Raw genomic sequence first — 20,673 nt, 5'->3', positions numbered from 1 at the left:
AATGAAACCGATTACTGTCTTACTAATAGAGGACGATCCAATGGTGCGTGAGGTTAATCGTGGGTTTATTGAAAAAATCGAAGGCTTTCATGTCGTTGGTTATGCCCAGGACGGTAAGTCTGGAATTGAACTAATAGAAAACTTGAAACCAGAACTTGTTTTAATGGATATATTCATGCCCGAACAGGATGGGCACGCAACAATCCGCAAAATTAGGGAAAAGGTCATTTCGACTGAGGTCATTGTCGTTACGGCAGCTAATGATCAGCAGACAATTCGAGAAATCCTGCAATACGGAGCATTTGATTATATTATGAAGCCATTCACTTTTGAGCGAATGAAGCAAGCACTTGAGAAATATAAGGCGTACAGGCAGGAATTCGAACAGAAAAAGGAATTGACTCAGGAAGAATTGGACCGACTTTTACGCAGGCAACCTGAACAGGAGCATAAAATGAAGAAGGAGGTACTCCCTAAAGGGCTAAACACGGCAACAATGGAGACAATCCTTCAATTCATCAAAGAGAAAAAGAAACCAATTTCAGCAGAAGAAGTTGCTGAAGGAACTGGACTGGCAAGGGTTACAGCACGCCGCTATCTAGATTATCTTGAAAAGCAAAATAAAGTTGAAATTGTCTTACAGTATGGCGGAATAGGCCGACCTGTAAACCGGTATCAAGAAATTTATCAAAATTAGATTAATTGGATAAGAAGCTATGGGGGTGTTGATTCAATAAGCATTAATACCCTTTTTCGGAAGTAAACAGCAAATAATTTTGTAGAGTGATATTTAACTTGTATTTAATATTACTTGAAAGAACATATCTAGATCATTTTTTTATTGTAGTTATTGATTTATTAAAAATGTAAAATGGTTCAAATTCTAAAATTAGAGTTTGTCCTTTTTTTATCTTAGTTTGTATAAAAATATCTTTCTTTTGTATAAGTTTACTTTACCTTTATATAAGTATGGTATATTGTATGTTTATGGTTAAAAAAGGAAGGTGTTGACCTTGAAAGAAGGCATTGAGGACTACATTGAAAATAAAGTATATGAGCATCGAGTTTTAAAAAGATTGTCCCAAAAAGAATTAGCTGACGCTGTAGGAGTATCTAAACAAACCATATATGTTATGGAGAAGAATAACTACTCTCCTTCTCTTGTTTTAGCTTTTCGAATAGCTGATTTTTTCGACGTAGATGTTAACGATATTTTTACTTATGTGAAAGGGAGTGATCAAAATGAAAAATGAGTCTATATCGGAAATATCAAATACAATTTTTAATCCCTTAAAAATCTGGGCGGAAAAATCAACTGGTAATTGGAATATGCTTATTGGCAGCGGGTTTGTATTGCTTTTAGTGGGAACGATTCTGATATACGTATATTATAAAAAAATAGGTAAACCTGACGAAAGAACTAATCCCATACACTTAAAAAGTACCTTCATTATGTTAGGTGCAGTCATTTTGTGTGACATAATTTTCCCGAAAGAATATATGTGGCAAATTTTCTTCTTATTTAAATATTCCTTTGCATTCATCGCTTCAGGAATATATCTGGCTATTCGATATAAAAGAGATTTTTAAACGAAGGAACTAAACAAGAGTAACAGATGCTTAAAGTTTCATCATCTAAACTCAAAAACTAATATCTATTGTGCCTGCTATGATTGATCACTATTAAGAGACAGTTCACAATGGGGATCAATAACTGTTGTTCATGAAAAATTATCATACTTAATCAAGGCAAAGGGATTAAATCTAATCAAAGACTGCTATCGGGCAGTCTTTTTTTAAAAACGGGGAATCTTCCCTAAGCGAAAATGTAGGTTTAGGTTGGAACTACCAGGATCAACAGAGCATTAGATTGTCAATTTGGTATTTTTTTCTCATGCTGTTAAGGGAAGGTTAGTTCGAGTATTAAGTAAGGCCAAAAACCATTATTTGTTAAACGAGGATACTCAATTCCAATTTGATACTATATAATAATTATAAATACGCCTCTGTAGCTCAAGAAGGGAAGAGCGCCGTAAAACAATTGTATAAACGGGTCGCAAGGTAAGGGTTTCAGAAGCACCGAAAAGCAAATTAGCTGAGACAGGTGAAATTCCTGTCGGTGAAATTCCGTAGGGAAGCGTGTTCTCCCTAACCTATGCTCACGAAAGGAGTACGGGTTCGAATCCCGTCGGAGGCATACATCTTTTATTCCACGTTTTGGTCAACTTTATATTACGAAAAAGGAATAACAGAAAATCGAGACTGTCAAATTGGCGGTCTTTTCTTGTGCTGATAAAGGGCCAGCCCTCAGTAATGAATGAAATGTGTTTGAGTAAATTTTATGAAAAAAATACTTAAAGTAACGAAGGCATTACTCCGATATCAAGGGTGGGGCATCTCTTTTATGCAGTTAAAGGGGATGGTTAGCAATAAGGATAGATTTGAATGATTTAAATGGAAAAGTATTACAAAGTTATTGATTTGGAGGAGATTAGATTGTTCTTTGTTGGAATAGCGATTCTAATTGTAATAGTTGTGTCTACAAGTACGATAGAAAAGAGTTTAAAGTCGATGGAAAAACAAAATGCTATAGTCATAGAGCTTTTAAATGAAATTCGTGATAAACATTAATATGTCTTATTTCTAAGGGAGCAGGTTACAGAGCAACTTAAACAACTATTCTCAGCAGATGTGATGGAATATATATAGCCAATTTGTTGAAGTTAAACAGGGGGCAGGGATATGAAAGAGACCGAGTTTTATGCTTATCATATTGTTACTAATAAAGAAATGAGTATTGGACAGATTATTAATTTTGATAGGAACCAAAAAAACACCTTATATCGCTTCTTTTTTGAAAGGGAAATATTAAATTCTAAAGACGAAGACTTTATGCAGGTTTTATTCAGTCATTTTACAAATGAAGGCTTGTACTTGAATACAGAGAATGCCAAGGTAGTTGTAGATTATGCGGATCAAACAATCAGAGCAATAAGAGAAGTGATAGCAGAAATGGTTAGACTGCAAGAATATCCTGTCTATCCCTCAAGATTATCTTGCTTATATGCTGCAAAAAGCTATGAAGATGCTCTGAAATGGAAAGAGTTATTTGATACTAACCACCGAAAAGTTCTTCAGATTGTTAAGTTACGAGTAGCAGGAAATTATTTTGAGGGTGATGGAGACCTTTTACCAAAGGCAGATGGAGTTCCTTTCTCAAAAAAAATTGAACAAGCCAGAGAATATTGGAAGGGTAATCTAAAAAACAATCTTTCCGAACTATTGATTAACGGAAAAATTGAAGTGGTGGAAATTATACACGATTACGCCTTAAGTAAATTTTAGTTAGGAAAGTTTGAATAAAAAGACGTACTTTTTATTTCTTTAAATCAAGACTAGAAAATGGACCGTCTTTTCTTATTCAGATAAAACATTTTAGATCAATACGGATTATGGAATAAGTAAGGTCATATTTAATCCATTTGTTTATTTATGGTAAAATAACTAAAATATAACTTATGGATATAGGAGAGAGATTATGAAATTTGTTCTTGTATTTGGACCGCAAGCGGTTGGTAAAATGACAGTCGGGCAAGAATTAGCGAAGATAACGAATTTGAAACTTTTTCATAATCATATGACAATTGATCTGGTTAATCATTTCTTTGACTACGACACTAAAGAAGGAAAGAGATTAGTCAATTTGTTTCGTCAAGAGATATTTGAAGAAGTATCAAAAAGCAGTTTGGATGGAATGATTTTCACATATGTTTGGGCATTTAATATGCAAGAAGACTGGGATTATGTTAATCAGGTTTCTCAGTTGTTTGAGTCCAGAGGAGGAACTGTTTACTTTGTGGAACTTGAGGCTGATTTAGAAGAAAGGCTTAAGAGAAATAAAAGTTCTAATAGACTTGAACATAAGCCATCGAAAAGGGATATCGAATGGTCTGAAGATGAGTTGAAAAAGTCGATGGAGATATACAGATTGAATTCTTTAGAAGGAGAAATTAAACATTTAAACTATATAAAAATAAACAATACAAACTTGGATGCGCAAGAAGTGGCAAATATCATCAGAGAGAACTTCTGCTTATAGTATTGAAAATACTTAATCCCATTTAACGAAGGGTACAGTGGGAACTTAGCTATATAAAAAGCTTGCTGATAAAAACAGTGGCATTGATCCCAAAGGATGAATGTCTATTTTTGATGAATATCATATAGAAGTAAAGTAGCAGTTTACCAGAAAATCGATATTATAAGCGTATTTTTCTCATAGATTGTATTTTTACAAATCATCGTAGGTAGTGAGGGGATAAAAAATAGCCATTCTTTGTGAAATGGCTTGTTTGTAGCATTAAAAATAGGTTAAAAGTAAATGACGAGCATAACGACTAAACTAACAATTGTATACAGAACTGCCCCATAAAATACTCCGCCCACGTTAACTTTCAACTCATTGTTATCCTTCTGTACTTGCCAGGTCGCTTCACTTGCTTCTAGAGTAGCTCCCTTCGATAAATATCCTCCGCTGCTATTAAAGAGGAACATAATGACAGTTATACCTAAACCTATAAAGAAGCTCCATTCACTATAAGAAAAAGGTATGATTGCACTTGCTATCCAAACAATTGCTCCAATGATTATCGAGGTAATCATTGCCCACTGTATGATTTTTTTCATTCAATATAACCTCCTATATTTAATAACTAGTACGGAATAATTTTAACAAAGTTACAAATTTTTGTAAAATTCACAAAAATTATACGTTGGCTATTTAATTTGCTGAATAGTTATTAATACTTTAATTTAATTTCTCTTTAAATAAAATGGATTAAAATATGAAAACACCAAAAAAGTTGAGAGAAGTTTCAACTAAAGGAAATACCGAATATAATTAATCATTTTAATAGCATTTCCGATATTAATTTATAATACTGGAAGGGAATGATACCTTAAGAATGGAAATATAATGTATAGAAGGTAGACGTATAGTTATTTTTTTAAGGATTGAAGGGGCGATAAGATGTGAATATGATAGCAAAGTTCAAACTCATATTTTATGCAATAGTAGTCTTTTCAATCTATCTGTATGCCATTTTTTATGCTACTGGAGATCATGAATCATTTTTAAGTAACAAGCCTCCAAAACAAACCGCTGACTCGTCAGAAAGAAATTTCATTAGGAAAAGTGTAAATATAAAATTTGTGCTTTTGGATTCAACTGGAAAAAGCCTCCGTGAAACTGATGTATTTATCGAGAATAACCAAAAGAAAGAGGAGGTTGAACCACTAAAGATAAAAACTAACCTTAAAGGGGAAGTTGAGTTAAATATGGAACCAGGTGCCTATCTCATATACTTAGATAAAAACCCGTCCAGTCAAAATCTAATAACTATTAACTCTAATGATGAAGGTAAATCTATATCACTTATGTTTTAATTGAGCCGTGCTACGCCTATTCCAAAGCAAGGCTTCTTTTGGTTTATATATGTTTCAGACTTTGTTTTAACAGGTTATAAAAGTTTGCTAAATTTAAGTTCAGCCAAAAAGGTTTTCAACAATTTAGGGTATTAATTTATAAAAAAGGACTTAAAGAGAGGAATGGGTATGCAACAGGTCATTGCTTTAGGGGGTGGCGGTTTTTCAATGGAACCGGATAATCCTTTATTGGATCAATATATATTGAAACAGGTTGCTGCTAAAAGACCGAAAATATGTTTTATTGGGACAGCCAGCGGGGATGCAGAAGGGTATATCAAGCGATTTTATGATTTTTTTAGTGGGCTGGAATGCGAACCTACCCACCTATCTTTATTTAAGCCACCTACAGAAAATATACGAGATTTTATTCTCGAGCAGAATATTATATATGTTGGCGGAGGAAATACAAAGAACTTATTGATTCTCTGGAAAGAATGGGGTTTGGAAGATATACTTCAAACAGCCTATCAACGAGGAATATTACTATGTGGGATCAGTGCAGGTGCGATTTGCTGGTATGAGGATGGAATAACAGACTCCTATGGTGAGAAATTAGAACCAATAAAGGCTCTGGGAATATTGGCGGGAAGTCATTCACCACATTATGATGGTGAAACGAATCGAAGACCAGCTTATCAGCAGATGATTAAGGACAGGCTCTTAAAACCAGGGATTGCCGCTGATGACGGAGTAGGGCTTCATTATATGAATGGCAAACTATTCAAAGTGGTTAGCTCACGTCCACACGCAGCAGCTTATAAAGTTGAAATAGTTGAAAATTCCATTCAAGAAACGATTCTTCCAGCCTATTATTTAGGAGAGAATTCTTTTTAAATAGATAAAACCTATAGCTTTGTATACATAATCAAATCCAGACAAATGTTTATCTCCATAATCGAAGGAAGAGTGAAATAGTACGTAGCACAAAGTCGGAAAATTTAACTAATTCGATTGTGGGGAGATAAATGGGGTGTAAATAATGAAAATTGCGATTGCAGGAGGAAGTGGATTTGTCGGAAAAGAATTGGCAGCCTTATTTATTGGTGTCTTTATTTTTCACGTTATCAGACATGGATGGCCGTCCTTTCTGTTTAGATTAAAAATAGTAAATTCTACAAGGCGGAAGAGGTGGTATGATGCAACTGGAGTAAGGAAGCAAAAAAATCAAAAAATCTAAAAGCTACATGACAAAACCATGCTCTTTGAAGCGGCAGAATAAAAAAAGAAGAGTCAGTATATTTACTGACTTTCTTTTTGTTCCTTTAATATTTCATCAACATCTTTTTCGATTCCTGGTTTCACCAGATCTTCTCGCACTTCTTTTGAAAAGCTTACACTCCCATTGAATTCGTCTTCATCTCCAAGCACATCTGCTGAGAAACGATATTTCGGATTATCATTTAAGTAGCCATCAATATAGACCCCCATAGGAGTTTGCCCTGATTCTGTGTAAGTAATGGTTTGAATATCTTTGAAGTTGTAACGGAAGAATAATTCGATTCTTGGCTTCTGTTTCTCCCAAAAGGTAGTTTCTTCAGCTTCAGCTTTTTCCACCTTTTTTTTCTGCATATACATACCTCCTGCTAATACTGCCAATAAAATAACTATAGCACCAATAATAATGGACTTTTTTCTCATGTATCATTTTCCCTTTTATAGAATTTATGGTTTAATATTAATACAAAATGGTAAATTCTACAAGTTAAAAGGGGTAGGAAGATGGAATTAGCTTACACTTCAAGAAAGATTTCAGATTTGGAGTATTATAGTTTCGCGGAACAGAGTTATAAGCCAAATTTAGAAGTAGGAGACGATATTAAAATAAAAAAAAGGGATGTGAAATGGCGTGTTCTACAGACGATGGATGAAAAAAACGGGGCCCAAGGAATAGCGCTGGCTCCTGTTCTTTCAGACGGTAAATCCTTGGATACCTCGCAAATAGTTATTGCATATCGTGGAACAGAAGCTGGTAAATGGGATGGTGATATAACCGCTGATGGTCTACAGGTAGTCTTAAATAGTAAGTATGTTCCTACTACAATAGAAACGGCTATTGGAGACTTTCGTACATTTACTACAGAAACTCAATTTGAGACAGCGATTAAATTCTCTAATGAGATATCTGATAAATATAAGAAGGCTAAGATTAGTTATACAGGGCATAGCTTAGGTGGGGCAATGGCGCAATATGTGGCTGCTGAACAGAAACGTGAAGCCACCACCTTTGCCGCTCCTAACGTATATGGTCTTTTAAGCGATGATGCTAAGGAAATGGTAGATGGAGGGAAGACAAAGGATACAATTAGAGACTACACACATGAAAAAGATTTAATTGGCGAATATGACGGGGGCGATCCCTTAATTGGTAAACAATATATGACTGCTGTGAAAGAAAAATCTCTACCATGGTGGAATCCGATTGCCGGCCACTTTATGGGTACATACTCTAGTAAATTCAATAGCGGAGATGGAAGCATTCAATTTAAAATGGAGCCGGATGAGGTAATAAAAGCCATCAAAACATTCAAGCCCCGTTTAGAATTAATTAGAGATTGGCGTAAAACGATAGAACACTACATAGAAGATGAAGCGCACGCAGTTAGAGAAATTTATCAAGACATGTTAGCGAACGTAAATGGTTCAGGAAAATATCCGCTTTTAAGTGAACATGATGTAACCGATTTCTTTAAAGAAAAAGCTATGACTGTGAAAGGTTCGGATTATTATTTTATTGACGTAGAAATGGGTATGGATCTATGCCAGAAGCTAAAGAAATTTGAACAGAAGATGGATATGTTCCTTGATGATTTAATTAAAGCTGCTGAAACAACAGGTACTCTCGATAGAAAAATATCTCTTTGGTTCGGAGGGGAGCGGTAGTGTTTAATGATGAATTAGCATCTATTAATAAGCAGATTAGTAAGTGGGAGGATAAGACAGAAGATGAATTCGACGACATTAAAGAATCCATGCTCAATACCCTGTATGTGATGAAAGAAAGTGTTCAGAGAAAGATTCAGAAGCATAATATGGAAGAAGAGCTTAATCGTCGATTTGAACAGCATATCGAAAATCATAAAGAGCAATTAAGAAGGAAGGGGGAAGATTCAAGCCGTACTTTTTCAATAGGGGCAAATCATTTAAAACGAGAAATAGAAGATAATTATGAAGCGGCCTCATCAAAGAAAGTTGAAGAGAACTTTGAAAATACCAGGGATGAAATTTGGCTGCTGGAACAGGATTTTACGCTAATAGTCTCAACCTGCAGAAAAAGAGGATTCTAATTAATTTGAAAAAACCTAAGGTATTTTGACATTTTTTTAATTAATTTTGAAAAACAAACATAGGGTTTTCAGTGAGAACGATTTTGATGTTTATGATGGGGACAATGAAGCCGATAAAGTGAAAAAATTCGGCGTGAGAGTTGTGTTTGCCCGCTTTGGTTTAATCCTGGGTTCCAATGAGGGAGATTTTCCAAAATTATTACTGCCATATAAGCTATGTACAGGCGGTAATTTAGGCTCAGGCCGACAGTGGTATTCGTGGATTCATGTAGAAGATACAGCTCATGCCATTTTATTTTGTATTAAAAATAACCGAGTATCTGGTCCTGTTAATTTTACAGCCCAAATCCACTGAAAATGGCTGATTTCGGGAAGGTGCTGGGAAAAGCTCTTCATAAGCCACACTGGATAATGATTCCTTCCATGTTTTTGAAAATGGCTTTGGGAGAGATGATTACGTTAATTGTGGAGGGACAAAAGGTAATTCCTAAAAGATTAATTAAATCTGGATACACATTTTTGTATCCAGATTTAAACTCTGCTTTAAAGCAATTAGTGAAATAGAAAAAGGACTCTGAAGTGAAAACAGAGTCCCTTAGTTATTTCATTTATCTTGATGGAATTCATGGTCATCATCTAATTGAACGTCATCATGCTGATCCTCTATACGAACTTCTTGTTCTTCTCCCCATAGTTGTGGGCCAAAAATAAAGGCCTTTTTCTTTCTAGGTTTTTTGAAATTCCAATTATTTTTTTTAGGCGTATGGCTATTATGCTGCTTTGACCCCGATTACTTGTAAGCAACAATAGAAAGTCGCTTTTCAATTTTTTCAATTCTCCATAGTATGAACCCTCAACAGTAATAACCTGAACCTGTTCACCAATCAGGTCAGAAGCATATTCAAAGAAATCCTCATCATGTTCTCTGCTCAATTGTTCTCTCTCCTTTCTATATAATTAGTTAATGCACATGGTTAAATTTTGCATGGGCTATTGCTCAGAAGAGAGGATATATATGCTTTGGCAATGGGTATAGAAAAAACAAAGTGATATGATAAACATATAAACCTTACTATTCAACCCAGAATAGTACTATTCGATAAGGGAGCTGGCATCATGGAGGATTATAAAACAAAGCAACAAGAGAATATTTTGCAACCATTAAAAATAGCTGCGAAAAAGTTTTCTGAAAGAGCACCAAAATATGATGAGGAAAGGTCATTCCCTGCCGAAAATATTGATGATTTGAAAAAAATAAAATATACAACCCTAACCTTGCCAAAAGAATATGGAGGGGCCGGGGAAGGGTTAATGACCTTTTTATATGGACAGGAAATTATCGCTCAACATTGCGGTTCAACTGCGCTCGCGATTGGGTGGCACAATATGGTGGTACTGGAGCTCTTAGAAAACGAAACCTGGACTGATTGGAATAAAAACAAACTATTCAAGGAAGTTGCTGAAGGAGCATTGGTCAATCGTGCAGCATCGGAACCAGCGACAGGCAGCCCAACAAGGGGTGGAAGACCGCAGACGGTTGCGCGCAAAGAAGGCAGTCAATGGATTTTGAATGGAAAAAAAACGTACACCTCGCTGGCGCCGGCACTGGATATCATTCTTGTCAGTGCCTGGATTCCTGATGAAGAGACAATAGGTTGGTTTAAAATATATAAAAATCAGGTGGGTGTGAGCATCGAAGAAACTTGGGATATGATTTCCATGCAGGGGACTGGCAGCCATGATTTAATACTTGAAAATGTCGTGTTATCTGAAGAAGATTATGTGGAAAAAGCATCTTCCAGAAAAGCTTCAGGCTGGCTGTTACATATACCTGCTTGTTATTTAGGCATTGCAACTGGTGCGCGTAACTATGCCATCCAATTTGCAAAAACATACTCCCCAAACAGCTTAAACGGAACTATCTCGGAATTGCCTCATATTCAGGCTAAAATTGGACAAATGGAGCTTGAACTGATGCAATCGCGAAGCTTTCTGTATTCAGTTGCTGATCGCTGGGATCAGTATCCAGAGAAACGGGAACAGATGGGTGCTGAACTGGCAGCTGTCAAAACAGCGATAACCAATCAGGCAATCTCAATCGTAGATATAGCCATGCGAATTGTAGGAGCCCAAAGTCTGCAGAGGAAAAATCCTATGCAAAGATATTATCGTGATGTAAGAGCTGGACTGCATAATCCTCCGATGGACGATTCCGCGTTGAGCTTACTGGCGAAGAGTGCGTTGGAGAATTCAAAAGAATAGAATGTCGTGACCAATCAATGGTAACTATCAAATTAAGTTCACAAATATCAGAGCATCTACTATTACCGATTCATATGGACTCATGAATTACAGGAAAGTGAATCTGCAGAGTCGAGTCATAAGCATAGATTAAGAATCAAGGGAGGCTGGGACAAAAGGTATTCAGTCAATAAAAAACCGTACTATTTTCTAAAACTCTTATCTTGATAGAGTATCAGAATAGTTCGGTTTTTATTTTTTTTCTGCTGTTGAATACCTACTAATTATTCGGCTTTAGAGTGGAAGTTTTGTTCTGTTCCAGCTTCTTTATTTCTATATGGGTTTCATTATTGAAATTATTGGCTCTGTTACATTCGCATCTGACTTAATCATAGTAAAAGACTCTTTAGAAAACGTCAGTATTGCGAAACATCGGGATGACAAAAAAGAGAAGAGGGAAGTCTCCCTTTCTTTATAGTTACTGAGAATGTAAGTTTCCTTCAATAAATTGATTGACCGTGTGATTGAATTTTTTTCGCTCCTCCCAGAAAGGACCATGCCCGCTATAATAAAACTGGACAAGCTTTGAATTTCTTATCTTTTGCTTTAATTCTTCTGCCTGTACAAATGGTATAACTTTGTCGTGAATACCATGAATAATTAATGTTGGGGCATGAATTCTTGGTAAATCTTCATATAGTTTCTCATTCTTTAGCATCCTGATTACAGCTGCTGTAGACCAGCCGGCTGCTTGTAATCCCAATTGAAAAAACCACTCAGAGAATGGATTGGTGATATTTTGAAAGAAAAAGCTTTCTGTGACTTCACGCATCATTTTTGGCCGATCATTCAAGGATAAGTTAAGTAAGTGTTCCGCCGTTTCTGCGGTAAACCCAGTAGGAGCTGCTGAGTCTACAAGAATGAGCTTGGAAACTTCATGACCATTATGCCTTGACATATATCGCAGAGCAATTGCCCCACCCGTGGAGTGACCTAAGAGAGTGAAATCCTTTATTTCAAGAATCTCTACTACTTGCCTTAAATCATCTGCCAGTTGATTATAATTATAGCCATGCAGTGGTTTGTCAGACCGCCCAAACCCTCTCCAATCGATTCCAATACAACGGTACCCTAATGACGGAAGAACATTAAACTGATACTCAAACTGCTCATGGCTTAATGGCCAGCCATGTAAGAACACTATTGGGATATTGCCTTCAGGATTTAAATCTTCCACATACAAATTGACGTCCTCTTCAACACTAACATAATATCCCACATTCAATTCCCCCGTATCAATAAAGTGTCTACAAAAATATACTATTCATCAGGTGAATCATAAATGTATACATATATGCCACGTAATGCTTACCTTTCAATCACAATCTTACTTAATGAAAAATGAGGGTATGATGATGAAGCATTTCAAGCTGAACTTGATAAATTGGCAAGGTTGAACATGTGGCTAATAATGATCAGGCAGTCGCAAAAGGAATAAGCAGGGCAAGGGATTTATTCATGGGGTAATTGTTCATCATTGTAAAGAAATACAATCATCGTTAAATTATCTGGAGATGTTGAAAGTGTTTAAAGGGGATATCATCAAACCTAATTTATGTATGCTGTCCCCCAAAAAATCTTATTAAATAGTAATAAGGCTCAAACTTTTGATATATCTTGGTTTGAGTCTTTTTAAATCGCCGTTTGTTTTAAATAAAAAAGGACAATCAATATCCATTTTATGGTAAAATTAGATTTGAAGTAGCATATTGAACAAAACGGGGCAGTGTAACAGAGAACTGTAAAATATTATTGCTAGAATTATAAATTAAAAGGATAAACAGGAGAAATGTAAAATGACACTTTATATAAGTAAAGAATTAAATGATAAGGATAAACAATATATTGATGATGAACTTTACAGATTTAATTTAGAGCACTTTCCAAAAGATTTGAGAGGTAGATATGAAGAAATCTGTTTATTTCTCAAGGATGAAAAGGGTAATGTTCGTGGTGGAGTACTTAGTGAGATATGTTGGAATTGGTTGGAGATTCATACTTTTATGATAGATGAGGACATAAGAAAATCAGGTTATGGAACTAAATTATTATCTGAACTTGAGAAAATAGCTACGGAAAAAGAATGTGATTTCATAAAAGTAGATACTTTGAGTTTTCAAGCATTGGATTTCTATGTAAAGAATGGTTATCAAGTATACGGAAGTATAGATAATGCAGGTGGAAATTTTAAACATTATTACTTAAAAAAAGACCTAAAGAATAAATAAAGCTTAACAGTTATTGTGAAAACTAAGGCTTTAGTCCAATAACGAGTCGGGTCACTTTCTTATGGAGGTGGCTGTTTTTATACCTCACGTAAAAATTTTAACCGTGATCAAAATAGGCTACTGACACGCACTTAAAAATATTTGATTTACTCGTTCCTAAGTCGCTATTTTTTTACTCTGTTGAAGAAAGTTGAACCGATAGAGGTAGTTGTCCAAGTACTTTGTGGCCATACCTTGGAAACCGTCGCATCCAGTCTTTCAATCACTTGTGATAACTGTTGACGTGCTGAAGATGGAATTATACTTTTTTTGACATATCCCTCTTTACTCAGATTAATCGTCTCGCGCTTAAGCCCCTTAATGAGAGCGAACTTTATATAGTTGGTCACGTTATCTGTGCATAACAAAGAAGATGGGTCGATATAATCCCCAATAACGGCATCAATGCATATTTCATTTCTTCCTCTTCATCTGAGAAGAATTCTTCTTTTATAAGGTTAAACAGTATCAGTTGTTCGTGTTTTGGCAAATTAGTAAAATCAGCATAAACATCTTTCCACATTCTAAAACCTCCTGTGGCAGTATTTTGGCACCTACAAAGAGTTTGGTCAAAATAGCAACAATAAATGCGAAAACAGCCTTTCAAATTAAGCGTAGGGTTAATTTGAAATATTTAATAATAAAGAAATAAGAGGTAAACAATAAATGGCAAGCGTCCTATAGGGTGCGTTTCTTTAGCAGGAAAACATATCCTATTGTCGAATGTATAGAGCGAAAGGTGGTGTTTATATATGAAAGTAAAAGTAGTAAAAGCATCCGATACTAACATATTAGAGAGTAAGATTAATACAGCTTTAAGTGACTTATCACTTAATCAGATAATTGATATTAAATTTGCAGGTGCTTACGATGGTAAAGATGAATCTTTTGCAGCTATTATTATGTATAATTAAAATTTCAAAAAGTACCTAATAATATTGATGTGCCCCCAAAAAGTCAGAGTCCCTAACAAGCAGCTGATTTGCTGGTGTGAAGAAGGTATTCTACCGGGCTCATGCCAGCTGAGTTGCTTCAGTACGTGTGTGAATTTCCGTTATGCTCGGTATTGAACCATGCCTGAATTTGTCAACTAAACATTATCTTTTAAAGAAGATTAACTCGCAAGGTCTAGTGTGTTTATAGAGGGTAAGAGTCTAATAATTTGCTATTTTTATATATGTCTGTTATTCTAAAGAAGAATTATTTTTGTTCGGCGGTTTCAGATTGATAAACAATTTTTGATTTTCGTCTAAGGTATTTGAGCAGGGATAGTAACACATTGTGTGGAAACACACTAGGAGGCAACAATTATGGAACAAGGTAAAGTGAAATGGTTTAATGCAGATAAAGGTTTTGGATTTATTGAACGTGAAGACGGAGAAGACGTATTCGTACATTTCTCAGCGATCCAAAGCGATGGTTTCAAATCTTTAGACGAAGGTCAAAGTGTAACGTTTGAAGTAGAACAAGGACAACGTGGCCCACAAGCTACAAACGTTCAAAAAGCTTAATAAAAGCTATGATAGACCCTGCATCTGCAGGGTCTATTTTTTTGCATTTAATTAATTTAATCAATAAAAAAGCCCTATTCAAGGAATGAATAGAGCCGGTGCAACAAACATATGAAACTAGTAATATCAAATGGTAGGCTAAGCATAGCACAGTACTTGAATAATACCTAATTTAAAACAGACATATATTATAACTTTCTTTGGAACTCTGTCTGTATATGGTCCATGCGTTTTTAATCACAGATTTGGATGTAGTGAATTTGGCAGGAAGTTTCTATTTGTATAAAACATCAGTATTTATACAAGTACAATTTTCAGAATAAATGACGATCATTTTGTGTTTATAGAGATGAGAGAGTTAGTCAGTCTTTATTACTTTTCTCTATTTTAAATATTAGATTAAAAATTTATGAACCCTTCCGATATATAGGTTGTAGAAAATATAGGAAAATAGGAGGGGTTCTAAAGTGGGATTTATACGTAACTTAGGAAAAGGTGCAGGAACTGTGTTGGGTGGAGTAATAGGCGGACCTATACAAATGGTTGGAGAATTATCAGGTATAGAAGTATTAGAAGACATCGGAAGTGGTGTAAGAAAAGCTTCTACATTTGCTGGAGATACTTTTGGTACATTTACAGAAGGAACCGTTAATACTATATCCGGTATTGTTCAAGATGATGTAGTAAAGAGAGATGAAGGATTAAATGGTATGGGTGAAGCAGTTGGCAGAACAGCAATGGGTGTTATTCATACAGCTAAGACTGCTGTGGTTAATGGAGGTGAAATCATTGGGGGAGCCCTTGATGGGGATAAGGACTCCGTGAAAAATGGAGCAAAAGGTTTACTCACTACTGTGGCAGTTGGAGCATTAGCTATTGGAGTTATTGATGTAGTTGACGGAGTCGATGGAACAGATGGAACGAATGTTGCCAGTGCTAATGAAGTATCCGAAACGAGCGGTGAAAGCACGGGTGTTAATCATGTAGATCCACACTATGTTGAAGGATATTACCGCGAGGACGGTACGTACGTGAATGGATATTACAGAGATGGAGATCATAACCCTGGTACTAACTTAACAGTCGAAGAGGGCGGTGGGTATTTCCGTTCGAATCCCGTAAGAGGTTGAGAATACAGTACATATAAAGTAATAATGCCATTATATATTCATTTTTAAACAAAGAAGACGTTGAGCAAGAAGCCCACGTCTTTTCTCTGTTTATTCTTAAGACTCCTTAACAAGAGAATAACGTTGAATATTTATATCACTTTTTTATCAGTACCGCTTAGCTCACAATGTTTAGGATAGCTGGAGATGAAAGGGTAAGAGTCTTATAATTTGCTATTTTAAAATATGTCTGTTATTCTAAAGAAGAATTATTTTTGTTCGGCGGTTTCAGATTGATAAACAATTTTTGATTTTCGTCTAAGGTATTTGAGCAGGGATAGTAACACATTGTGTGGAAACACACTAGGAGGCAACAATTATGGAACAAGGTAAAGTGAAATGGTTTAATGCAGATAAAGGTTTTGGATTTATCGAACGTGAAGATGGAGAAGACGTATTCGTACATTTCTCAGCGATCCAAAGCGATGGTTTCAAATCTTTAGACGAAGGTCAAAGTGTAACGTTTGAAGTAGAACAAGGACAACGTGGCCCACAAGCTACAAACGTTCAAAAAGCTTAATAATAGCTTAGAATAGACCCTGCATATGCAGGGTCTGTTTTTTTTTTGTATGTAATCAATTTGGTCAATAAAAATAAAACTCTATTCATGAAATGAATAGAGTTTCTGCAACAAACATATGAAACTAGTAATATAATGAACGCTAACATAGGAAGATACAATAAAATCCAAGCTATAAATATTTTAAGGAACCAACTATCTTTCTGGTTCCAGTCCCGTTTTCTTTATTTGTTGCTAATACAAACATTAATATTACGTTAAAAGACTATTAGATGATTATCATGAGAGAAGCAAGGAAGAAGCATAATTACAGACTACATGAATTAGCTAGAGGAGCTTATGAAATTGATAGAGAATTGGAGTGTTAGAATAATATATTTAAACTATCCAATTAACTTTATTGATTTGTCCCTCAATCTATTAAGGATTCTATAGCATCTGAACTTTCAAGTATTAATTCTAAAATTCCCGTCAATATACCTGTGTCTAAAATATTTGATCTATTAATACTAATTTGGTAATTATTGGTGGTATAATATGACTATATACGCATTTCTTTAGTGGGGGTATAGATGGATAAATTAAAACCTATATTTGACCAATTGTTTGCGCAGAAAGTACCAAAGGAAATATTGAAAAAGTCTCATTATGAAGTATTCGAAAAGATAGGGAATTCTATGGATTTAGATGTTATTCTACCTCCTAAAGAGCAATTAAGAATTCTATTTGGGAAGAATGAGGTGCCTTTTTCGAATTCGATAGGAGTTCACCCAGACTTTGAGGATTTATCAGAAACAGATACTAGAAGTCAGTATGTATGCTCGGTATTTTTGGATATTTCTGGTTCCACGAAACTGGGCATGAAATTCCCTTTATCAACTGTACGGTTCTATAAGAACGCGATTTTAAGGTCTGCTATTGAAATTTTTCAGGTATTTGATGGACATATACATCGGTTGCAAGGCGATGCAGTCTTTGCTTATTTCGGTCATAAAGATATGAAAAAATCAGATGCTATTATCAATGCATTAAATGCTGCTTCTTTAATGCAGTTCTTTAATAAAAATACTTTAAGTGAATTTTTTGAGGAAAATGGATTAGAGCCCTTACGTATTAGGATAGGCATTGATATAGGTGACGATCATCAAGTATTATGGTCCTCCTATGGATTAGGTAATATAACAGAAATCACTAGTACAAGCATCCATACTGACTTAGCAGCCAAACTCCAAAGTAAAGCCCCGAGAAATAATATATTAATTGGAGAAAATGTTCTTATTTATATGGATTTGCCGGATGAATTTATAAAAATTAAAACGTTTATTAAAGATGGGGAAAAACAGGAGGATAAGTATGTTTTAAATGATACTTATTTGAAAGCGTACTATCAAATGAGAATTTTTGATTGGGAAAAATATCTAAGCTCATTCTCCTTTCTACCTAAAGAACAGTTGACTAGGTATAAATCACCTGAAGATTTTGAAATAAAAGCTCAAGTATCAGAGGATTTAGAAAATATCTTACCATTAAATAGTAATTCTAGAGCTATACAAAAAGGGGCAGCATTAGGGTTTAAACTAGTTTTAAAGGGAACTCTAAAACAATTAAAACCTAGCAAAATTGAATGGAAAGTAATAAACAGAGGTAAGGAAGCTAGTGAATCTGAAAGCAGATTAACTTTTGGTATGGAAGACTACAAAAATAAATATACGTGCCAACAAAAAACAGCATATAATGGACATCATTATATGGAGTGTTCTTTTTATAATTCTCAAGGGAAGTTAATTGGACAAGATAGGTTTGGTATATTTGTTAATGATGAAAATAATATAATGAAAGAATTGGGGATTATTGAACATCCAGAAACAACTAGCAAATAAAAAGGATAAACCTATAGGTTTGTCCTTTTTACTTAATAAAAAACCAGCTTACGCATTCAGTTATAGCCCCAATAGTTAACCATATAAACCCGTATTTTAAATTTTGATACTTTTTTATACAGACTTGAGATAGAACGAAATTTTGATTTCTCATGTCATGAAGGAATTCTATATCGTCTTTTTCTTCAATATAGTCTGCATAAGCTTGGCTGTTAGAGAAAGAACCGATTCCTCCCCATGACATATAAAGAGAAGTATTAGTTGTATAGCGAGGCCAAAGAACTTTCCAAATAAAGAAATAACAAGCTGCAATTAAAGGGAGAAGTCCAGTTAATAAAGAGTAGTTAGCAATTGATAAATTACAAAATCCTATGTCTTTTGCTTCATTTCCAAAGAAACCCAACATAACTAAGGTTGCTCCTAAGGCAATTCCTGCTTTACCATCGGCAAACTTGATATAGTCTCCTATGTAGACTAGATTATGTTTATGATAATCATATAAACGATCTGCTTCTTTAGGATTTGTTAAATCCATTAATATTTCACCCCATACCAGTATTCATTTGATTTATTGTTTCTGCTTAGATCCTTAGGTAATAGACAAGTAGATAAATTAGAAAAGATATTCAATTGTTTAACAAGTATTTTGCTAGAGGAATCCATTCCTAAAAAAAACTCTTTTTCCTTAACAAATTTTTCAAGTTTATGAGCTACATTTACCGCATGTCCAATTGTTATAAACTCTTTATGACTTGAATTACCGAAAGAAGTAACAATTGTGTCCTCGCCATAGGTCAATGTAAATCTATATTTATTTCTAGACATATTCATTTCTTTTCGTAAAAAATAATCCATTTGTTTAATTGCCTCGCAAGCATAATATATTGAAAATACTTTGGAGTTACAATCTATATTAGGATATTTGATATCTGAATCCTTATCATCGAAATACTCTTCATTAAATTCCTTTTCATCAATATCTAATTCGTAAAAGCCATCTTTATCTATTTCGATTTCGTGAAAATTATTTCCATCAAAGTCTTTATTATTGGAAGTCTCGGTAGGATTCCATTCAGATGTAGAAATACTAGGGAAATGCATAGATATTCCATCGCCGGGGAATTTTTCAACAATACCATAATTAGAATAGATAATATCTGTTAATTTTGTAAATATGTATTGAGTTTTAGCAACAAAATTTACTGCTCCATGCTTTCTGATGTCCATAGATGAACCAGATAAATCAAAAACAACTGTTGCTCCTGGTAAATTATTGTACGAACCAATTGTACCTTGAAAAAGATTCATATTTGAAAATTGTCTTTGTAAATCTACTGCGTTTAAACTTTTTAGTATTAGCTCTCTATTTAATCTTGATGGTATATGTCGTGTTGTATTTCTGAATCTTGCCACAAACTTCATCCTTCCATACTTACTAATATGTGTGTGTATAACTTTGTTGGAGAAATATTCCTGATTTATCCATTGTAAAGATTGTATCATTCTTTATTTACAAAATAAATCCTCAAGATAGAAGTATTATGAGGTGATTATCAGGCTGCCAACTAAAGAAAAACTTGAACAGGATTTATTAAATAAAATGACAAACCAGAACATAGCGGAAATCTATGGAACATCTTTTCAAAAGATTATTTCACTCATAAAGAAGCACAACCTGAACCCTAATGAGCTTAGTAAGGTTAATAGATACATTGTCTACATGCATTGGTTCAACATAGAAGAAACTCGGAATGGATTGATTACTTAGTTAAAGATTTATTTGTAATTAATGAATCTAAAGAAGTAAATGTGAAATTGTTCAATCAAATTATGTCAAAAATCCAAAATCTTGACTTTTATTTGTTAAATGAAGATTGTAATAAAATTACTGAATTACGTAGAAGTATAGAGGATAAAATGGTAGCAAATATTAAAATTGTATATCAAGATTTTAAAATGAATAAAGAAATGAATGAAGCTTATTATTTGTAATATTTTCTGAATCACTAATGTTGAGGATATAAATAGGTTCTTATGGCGGAATTTACAGAAAAACTAGTTTGCTAATAATATGTCTGGATATACGTGTTCGAGCACCGCTTGGCTGATAGAAAGCACCTTCTGAATTGAACTGCCCCGTAAAAGTTAGACACTAATCTAATTTTTATGGGGGTTTTTTTATGGCAAAATCAACTGTTGAACAAAGAATCCAAGCGGTTCAACGTTATGTAAATGGATATGAAAGCATGAATGA

26 protein-coding genes and 1 pseudogene are annotated in these 20,673 nt (G+C 34.5%); 19 read left to right on the top strand and 8 right to left on the bottom strand.

Annotated features, from left to right (window positions below):
• Window position 1 precedes the first annotated feature (1 nt).
• From AC4G3K_RS05275 to AC4G3K_RS05255, 5 genes are all read left to right on the top strand, one after another.
• On the top strand, window positions 2-697 hold the full coding sequence (locus AC4G3K_RS05275) for a response regulator (RefSeq protein WP_491132682.1): 696 nt from the start codon (window positions 2-4) through the stop codon (window positions 695-697).
• A gap of 316 nt (window positions 698-1,013) precedes the next feature.
• Window positions 1,014-1,253, top strand: coding sequence for a helix-turn-helix transcriptional regulator (locus AC4G3K_RS05270; RefSeq protein WP_491132681.1), 240 nt, complete (start codon window positions 1,014-1,016; stop codon window positions 1,251-1,253).
• The gene (locus AC4G3K_RS05265) at window positions 1,243-1,590 is read left to right on the top strand and encodes a DUF2178 domain-containing protein (RefSeq protein WP_491077148.1); all 348 of its coding nucleotides are present in this window, start codon (window positions 1,243-1,245) and stop codon (window positions 1,588-1,590) included. The genes AC4G3K_RS05270 and AC4G3K_RS05265 overlap by 11 nt, the downstream gene beginning before the upstream one ends.
• Before the next feature lie 1,152 nt (window positions 1,591-2,742).
• Window positions 2,743-3,345, top strand: coding sequence for a DUF2441 domain-containing protein (locus AC4G3K_RS05260; RefSeq protein WP_491132680.1), 603 nt, complete (start codon window positions 2,743-2,745; stop codon window positions 3,343-3,345).
• Between the two features lie 193 nt (window positions 3,346-3,538).
• Window positions 3,539-4,099, top strand: coding sequence for an AAA family ATPase (locus AC4G3K_RS05255; protein WP_491132679.1), 561 nt, complete (start codon window positions 3,539-3,541; stop codon window positions 4,097-4,099).
• A gap of 272 nt (window positions 4,100-4,371) precedes the next feature.
• Here AC4G3K_RS05255 and AC4G3K_RS05250 read toward each other — a convergent pair whose 3' ends face one another.
• Window positions 4,372-4,686 (bottom strand): hypothetical protein, encoded by a 315-nt coding sequence (locus AC4G3K_RS05250; protein WP_491132678.1) that lies wholly within the window; start codon window positions 4,684-4,686, stop codon window positions 4,372-4,374.
• A gap of 345 nt (window positions 4,687-5,031) precedes the next feature.
• On the opposite strand from AC4G3K_RS05250, the gene AC4G3K_RS05245 reads away from it, so the two are divergent.
• The 3 genes from AC4G3K_RS05245 to AC4G3K_RS05235 all read left to right on the top strand — a co-directional run bounded on the left by AC4G3K_RS05245 (window position 5,032) and on the right by AC4G3K_RS05235 (window position 6,664).
• On the top strand, window positions 5,032-5,445 hold the full coding sequence (locus tag AC4G3K_RS05245; RefSeq protein ID WP_491132677.1) for a hypothetical protein: 414 nt from the start codon (window positions 5,032-5,034) through the stop codon (window positions 5,443-5,445).
• A gap of 168 nt (window positions 5,446-5,613) precedes the next feature.
• The gene (locus AC4G3K_RS05240) at window positions 5,614-6,321 is read left to right on the top strand and encodes a Type 1 glutamine amidotransferase-like domain-containing protein (RefSeq protein WP_491132676.1); all 708 of its coding nucleotides are present in this window, start codon (window positions 5,614-5,616) and stop codon (window positions 6,319-6,321) included.
• Between the two features lie 145 nt (window positions 6,322-6,466).
• On the top strand, window positions 6,467-6,664 hold the full coding sequence (locus tag AC4G3K_RS05235; RefSeq protein ID WP_491132675.1) for a hypothetical protein: 198 nt from the start codon (window positions 6,467-6,469) through the stop codon (window positions 6,662-6,664).
• A gap of 62 nt (window positions 6,665-6,726) precedes the next feature.
• On the opposite strand, the gene AC4G3K_RS05230 is transcribed toward AC4G3K_RS05235, so the two are convergent.
• On the bottom strand, window positions 6,727-7,056 hold the full coding sequence (locus AC4G3K_RS05230) for a DUF1433 domain-containing protein (RefSeq protein WP_491077155.1): 330 nt from the start codon (window positions 7,054-7,056) through the stop codon (window positions 6,727-6,729).
• 150 nt (window positions 7,057-7,206) lie between these two features.
• On the opposite strand from AC4G3K_RS05230, the gene AC4G3K_RS05225 reads away from it, so the two are divergent.
• The 4 genes from AC4G3K_RS05225 to AC4G3K_RS05210 all read left to right on the top strand — a co-directional run bounded on the left by AC4G3K_RS05225 (window position 7,207) and on the right by AC4G3K_RS05210 (window position 9,335).
• Window positions 7,207-8,367 (top strand): Tle-like phospholipase domain-containing protein, encoded by a 1,161-nt coding sequence (locus AC4G3K_RS05225; RefSeq protein ID WP_491132674.1) that lies wholly within the window; start codon window positions 7,207-7,209, stop codon window positions 8,365-8,367.
• Window positions 8,367-8,771 (top strand): hypothetical protein, encoded by a 405-nt coding sequence (locus AC4G3K_RS05220; protein WP_491132673.1) that lies wholly within the window; start codon window positions 8,367-8,369, stop codon window positions 8,769-8,771. Before AC4G3K_RS05225 ends, AC4G3K_RS05220 begins: the two co-directional genes overlap by 1 nt.
• 118 nt (window positions 8,772-8,889) lie before the next feature.
• Window positions 8,890-9,126 (top strand): NAD-dependent epimerase/dehydratase family protein, encoded by a 237-nt coding sequence (locus tag AC4G3K_RS05215; RefSeq protein ID WP_491132672.1) that lies wholly within the window; start codon window positions 8,890-8,892, stop codon window positions 9,124-9,126.
• 2 nt (window positions 9,127-9,128) lie between these two features.
• A complete protein-coding gene (locus AC4G3K_RS05210) occupies window positions 9,129-9,335 on the top strand; it encodes a DUF1731 domain-containing protein (RefSeq protein ID WP_491132671.1) in 207 nt (68 codons plus the stop codon).
• Between the two features lie 99 nt (window positions 9,336-9,434).
• Here the strand turns inward: AC4G3K_RS05210 and AC4G3K_RS05205 are convergent, their stop codons facing one another.
• Entirely contained in the window at window positions 9,435-9,704 is a 270-nt protein-coding gene (locus AC4G3K_RS05205) for a hypothetical protein (RefSeq protein WP_491132670.1), read from the bottom strand.
• Window positions 9,705-9,887: 183 nt separating this feature from the next.
• Between AC4G3K_RS05205 and AC4G3K_RS05200 the strand changes: the two genes are divergently transcribed.
• A complete protein-coding gene (locus AC4G3K_RS05200; RefSeq protein ID WP_491132669.1) occupies window positions 9,888-11,033 on the top strand; it encodes an acyl-CoA dehydrogenase family protein in 1,146 nt (381 codons plus the stop codon).
• A gap of 457 nt (window positions 11,034-11,490) precedes the next feature.
• Here the strand turns inward: AC4G3K_RS05200 and AC4G3K_RS05195 are convergent, their stop codons facing one another.
• Complete coding sequence (locus tag AC4G3K_RS05195; RefSeq protein WP_491077158.1) at window positions 11,491-12,291, bottom strand: alpha/beta fold hydrolase; 801 nt, start codon at window positions 12,289-12,291, stop codon at window positions 11,491-11,493.
• 577 nt (window positions 12,292-12,868) lie between these two features.
• On the opposite strand from AC4G3K_RS05195, the gene AC4G3K_RS05190 reads away from it, so the two are divergent.
• On the top strand, window positions 12,869-13,300 hold the full coding sequence (locus tag AC4G3K_RS05190) for a GNAT family N-acetyltransferase (protein ID WP_491132668.1): 432 nt from the start codon (window positions 12,869-12,871) through the stop codon (window positions 13,298-13,300).
• A gap of 159 nt (window positions 13,301-13,459) precedes the next feature.
• On the opposite strand, the pseudogene AC4G3K_RS05185 reads toward AC4G3K_RS05190, so the two are convergent.
• A pseudogene (locus AC4G3K_RS05185) lies at window positions 13,460-13,746 on the bottom strand (IS1595 family transposase); the annotation flags it as partial.
• A complete protein-coding gene (locus AC4G3K_RS05180; RefSeq protein ID WP_491132667.1) occupies window positions 13,686-13,862 on the bottom strand; it encodes a hypothetical protein in 177 nt (58 codons plus the stop codon). The gene AC4G3K_RS05180 and the pseudogene AC4G3K_RS05185, both read right to left, overlap by 61 nt.
• A gap of 229 nt (window positions 13,863-14,091) precedes the next feature.
• Between AC4G3K_RS05180 and AC4G3K_RS05175 the strand changes: the two genes are divergently transcribed.
• The 5 genes from AC4G3K_RS05175 (at window position 14,092) to AC4G3K_RS05155 (ending at window position 18,419) form a co-directional block, all read left to right on the top strand.
• Window positions 14,092-14,253 carry a sporulation protein Cse60 gene (locus AC4G3K_RS05175; RefSeq protein WP_491132666.1) on the top strand — a complete coding sequence of 54 codons (162 nt, stop codon included), beginning with the start codon at window positions 14,092-14,094 and terminating at the stop codon, window positions 14,251-14,253.
• Between the two features lie 396 nt (window positions 14,254-14,649).
• Entirely contained in the window at window positions 14,650-14,850 is a 201-nt protein-coding gene (locus AC4G3K_RS05170; RefSeq protein WP_491074947.1) for a cold-shock protein, read from the top strand.
• Between the two features lie 467 nt (window positions 14,851-15,317).
• Window positions 15,318-15,980, top strand: a complete 663-nt coding sequence (locus AC4G3K_RS05165; RefSeq protein ID WP_491132665.1) for a hypothetical protein — start codon at window positions 15,318-15,320, stop codon at window positions 15,978-15,980.
• Window positions 15,981-16,338: 358 nt separating this feature from the next.
• On the top strand, window positions 16,339-16,539 hold the full coding sequence (locus AC4G3K_RS05160; RefSeq protein ID WP_491074947.1) for a cold-shock protein: 201 nt from the start codon (window positions 16,339-16,341) through the stop codon (window positions 16,537-16,539).
• Between the two features lie 572 nt (window positions 16,540-17,111).
• The gene (locus tag AC4G3K_RS05155) at window positions 17,112-18,419 is read left to right on the top strand and encodes a nucleotide-binding domain-containing protein (protein WP_491132664.1); all 1,308 of its coding nucleotides are present in this window, start codon (window positions 17,112-17,114) and stop codon (window positions 18,417-18,419) included.
• Between the two features lie 28 nt (window positions 18,420-18,447).
• Here AC4G3K_RS05155 and AC4G3K_RS05150 read toward each other — a convergent pair whose 3' ends face one another.
• Window positions 18,448-18,954, bottom strand: coding sequence for a Pycsar system effector family protein (locus AC4G3K_RS05150; RefSeq protein WP_491074954.1), 507 nt, complete (start codon window positions 18,952-18,954; stop codon window positions 18,448-18,450).
• Window positions 18,954-19,832 (bottom strand): hypothetical protein, encoded by an 879-nt coding sequence (locus tag AC4G3K_RS05145; protein WP_491074955.1) that lies wholly within the window; start codon window positions 19,830-19,832, stop codon window positions 18,954-18,956. The genes AC4G3K_RS05150 and AC4G3K_RS05145 overlap by 1 nt, the downstream gene beginning before the upstream one ends.
• Window positions 19,833-20,673 lie beyond the last annotated feature (841 nt).

Source organism: Bacillus sp. z26 (assembly GCF_058313635.1).
Note: the sequence above shows the minus strand (reverse complement) of the source record. Positions and strands in the feature narration are given on the sequence as shown.

Excerpts from the sequence above, each read along its gene's own strand:
- AC4G3K_RS05240 (WP_491132676.1), top strand. The coding sequence starts at position 5,614 with ATGCAACAGGTCATTGCTTTAGGGGGTGGCGGTTTTTCAATGGAACCG.
- AC4G3K_RS05180 (WP_491132667.1), bottom strand. The coding sequence starts at position 13,862 with ATGTGGAAAGATGTTTATGCTGATTTTACTAATTTGCCAAAACACGAA.
- AC4G3K_RS05160 (WP_491074947.1), top strand. The coding sequence starts at position 16,339 with ATGGAACAAGGTAAAGTGAAATGGTTTAATGCAGATAAAGGTTTTGGA.
- AC4G3K_RS05155 (WP_491132664.1), top strand. The coding sequence starts at position 17,112 with ATGGATAAATTAAAACCTATATTTGACCAATTGTTTGCGCAGAAAGTA.
- AC4G3K_RS05170 (WP_491074947.1), top strand. The coding sequence starts at position 14,650 with ATGGAACAAGGTAAAGTGAAATGGTTTAATGCAGATAAAGGTTTTGGA.
- AC4G3K_RS05275 (WP_491132682.1), top strand. The coding sequence starts at position 2 with ATGAAACCGATTACTGTCTTACTAATAGAGGACGATCCAATGGTGCGT.
- AC4G3K_RS05200 (WP_491132669.1), top strand. The coding sequence starts at position 9,888 with ATGGAGGATTATAAAACAAAGCAACAAGAGAATATTTTGCAACCATTA.
- AC4G3K_RS05235 (WP_491132675.1), top strand. The coding sequence starts at position 6,467 with ATGAAAATTGCGATTGCAGGAGGAAGTGGATTTGTCGGAAAAGAATTG.
- AC4G3K_RS05190 (WP_491132668.1), top strand. The coding sequence starts at position 12,869 with ATGACACTTTATATAAGTAAAGAATTAAATGATAAGGATAAACAATAT.
- AC4G3K_RS05255 (WP_491132679.1), top strand. The coding sequence starts at position 3,539 with ATGAAATTTGTTCTTGTATTTGGACCGCAAGCGGTTGGTAAAATGACA.
- AC4G3K_RS05265 (WP_491077148.1), top strand. The coding sequence starts at position 1,243 with ATGAAAAATGAGTCTATATCGGAAATATCAAATACAATTTTTAATCCC.
- AC4G3K_RS05230 (WP_491077155.1), bottom strand. The coding sequence starts at position 7,056 with ATGCAGAAAAAAAAGGTGGAAAAAGCTGAAGCTGAAGAAACTACCTTT.
- AC4G3K_RS05260 (WP_491132680.1), top strand. The coding sequence starts at position 2,743 with ATGAAAGAGACCGAGTTTTATGCTTATCATATTGTTACTAATAAAGAA.
- AC4G3K_RS05210 (WP_491132671.1), top strand. The coding sequence starts at position 9,129 with ATGGCTGATTTCGGGAAGGTGCTGGGAAAAGCTCTTCATAAGCCACAC.
- AC4G3K_RS05175 (WP_491132666.1), top strand. The coding sequence starts at position 14,092 with ATGAAAGTAAAAGTAGTAAAAGCATCCGATACTAACATATTAGAGAGT.
- AC4G3K_RS05250 (WP_491132678.1), bottom strand. The coding sequence starts at position 4,686 with ATGAAAAAAATCATACAGTGGGCAATGATTACCTCGATAATCATTGGA.
- AC4G3K_RS05150 (WP_491074954.1), bottom strand. The coding sequence starts at position 18,954 with ATGGATTTAACAAATCCTAAAGAAGCAGATCGTTTATATGATTATCAT.
- AC4G3K_RS05225 (WP_491132674.1), top strand. The coding sequence starts at position 7,207 with ATGGAATTAGCTTACACTTCAAGAAAGATTTCAGATTTGGAGTATTAT.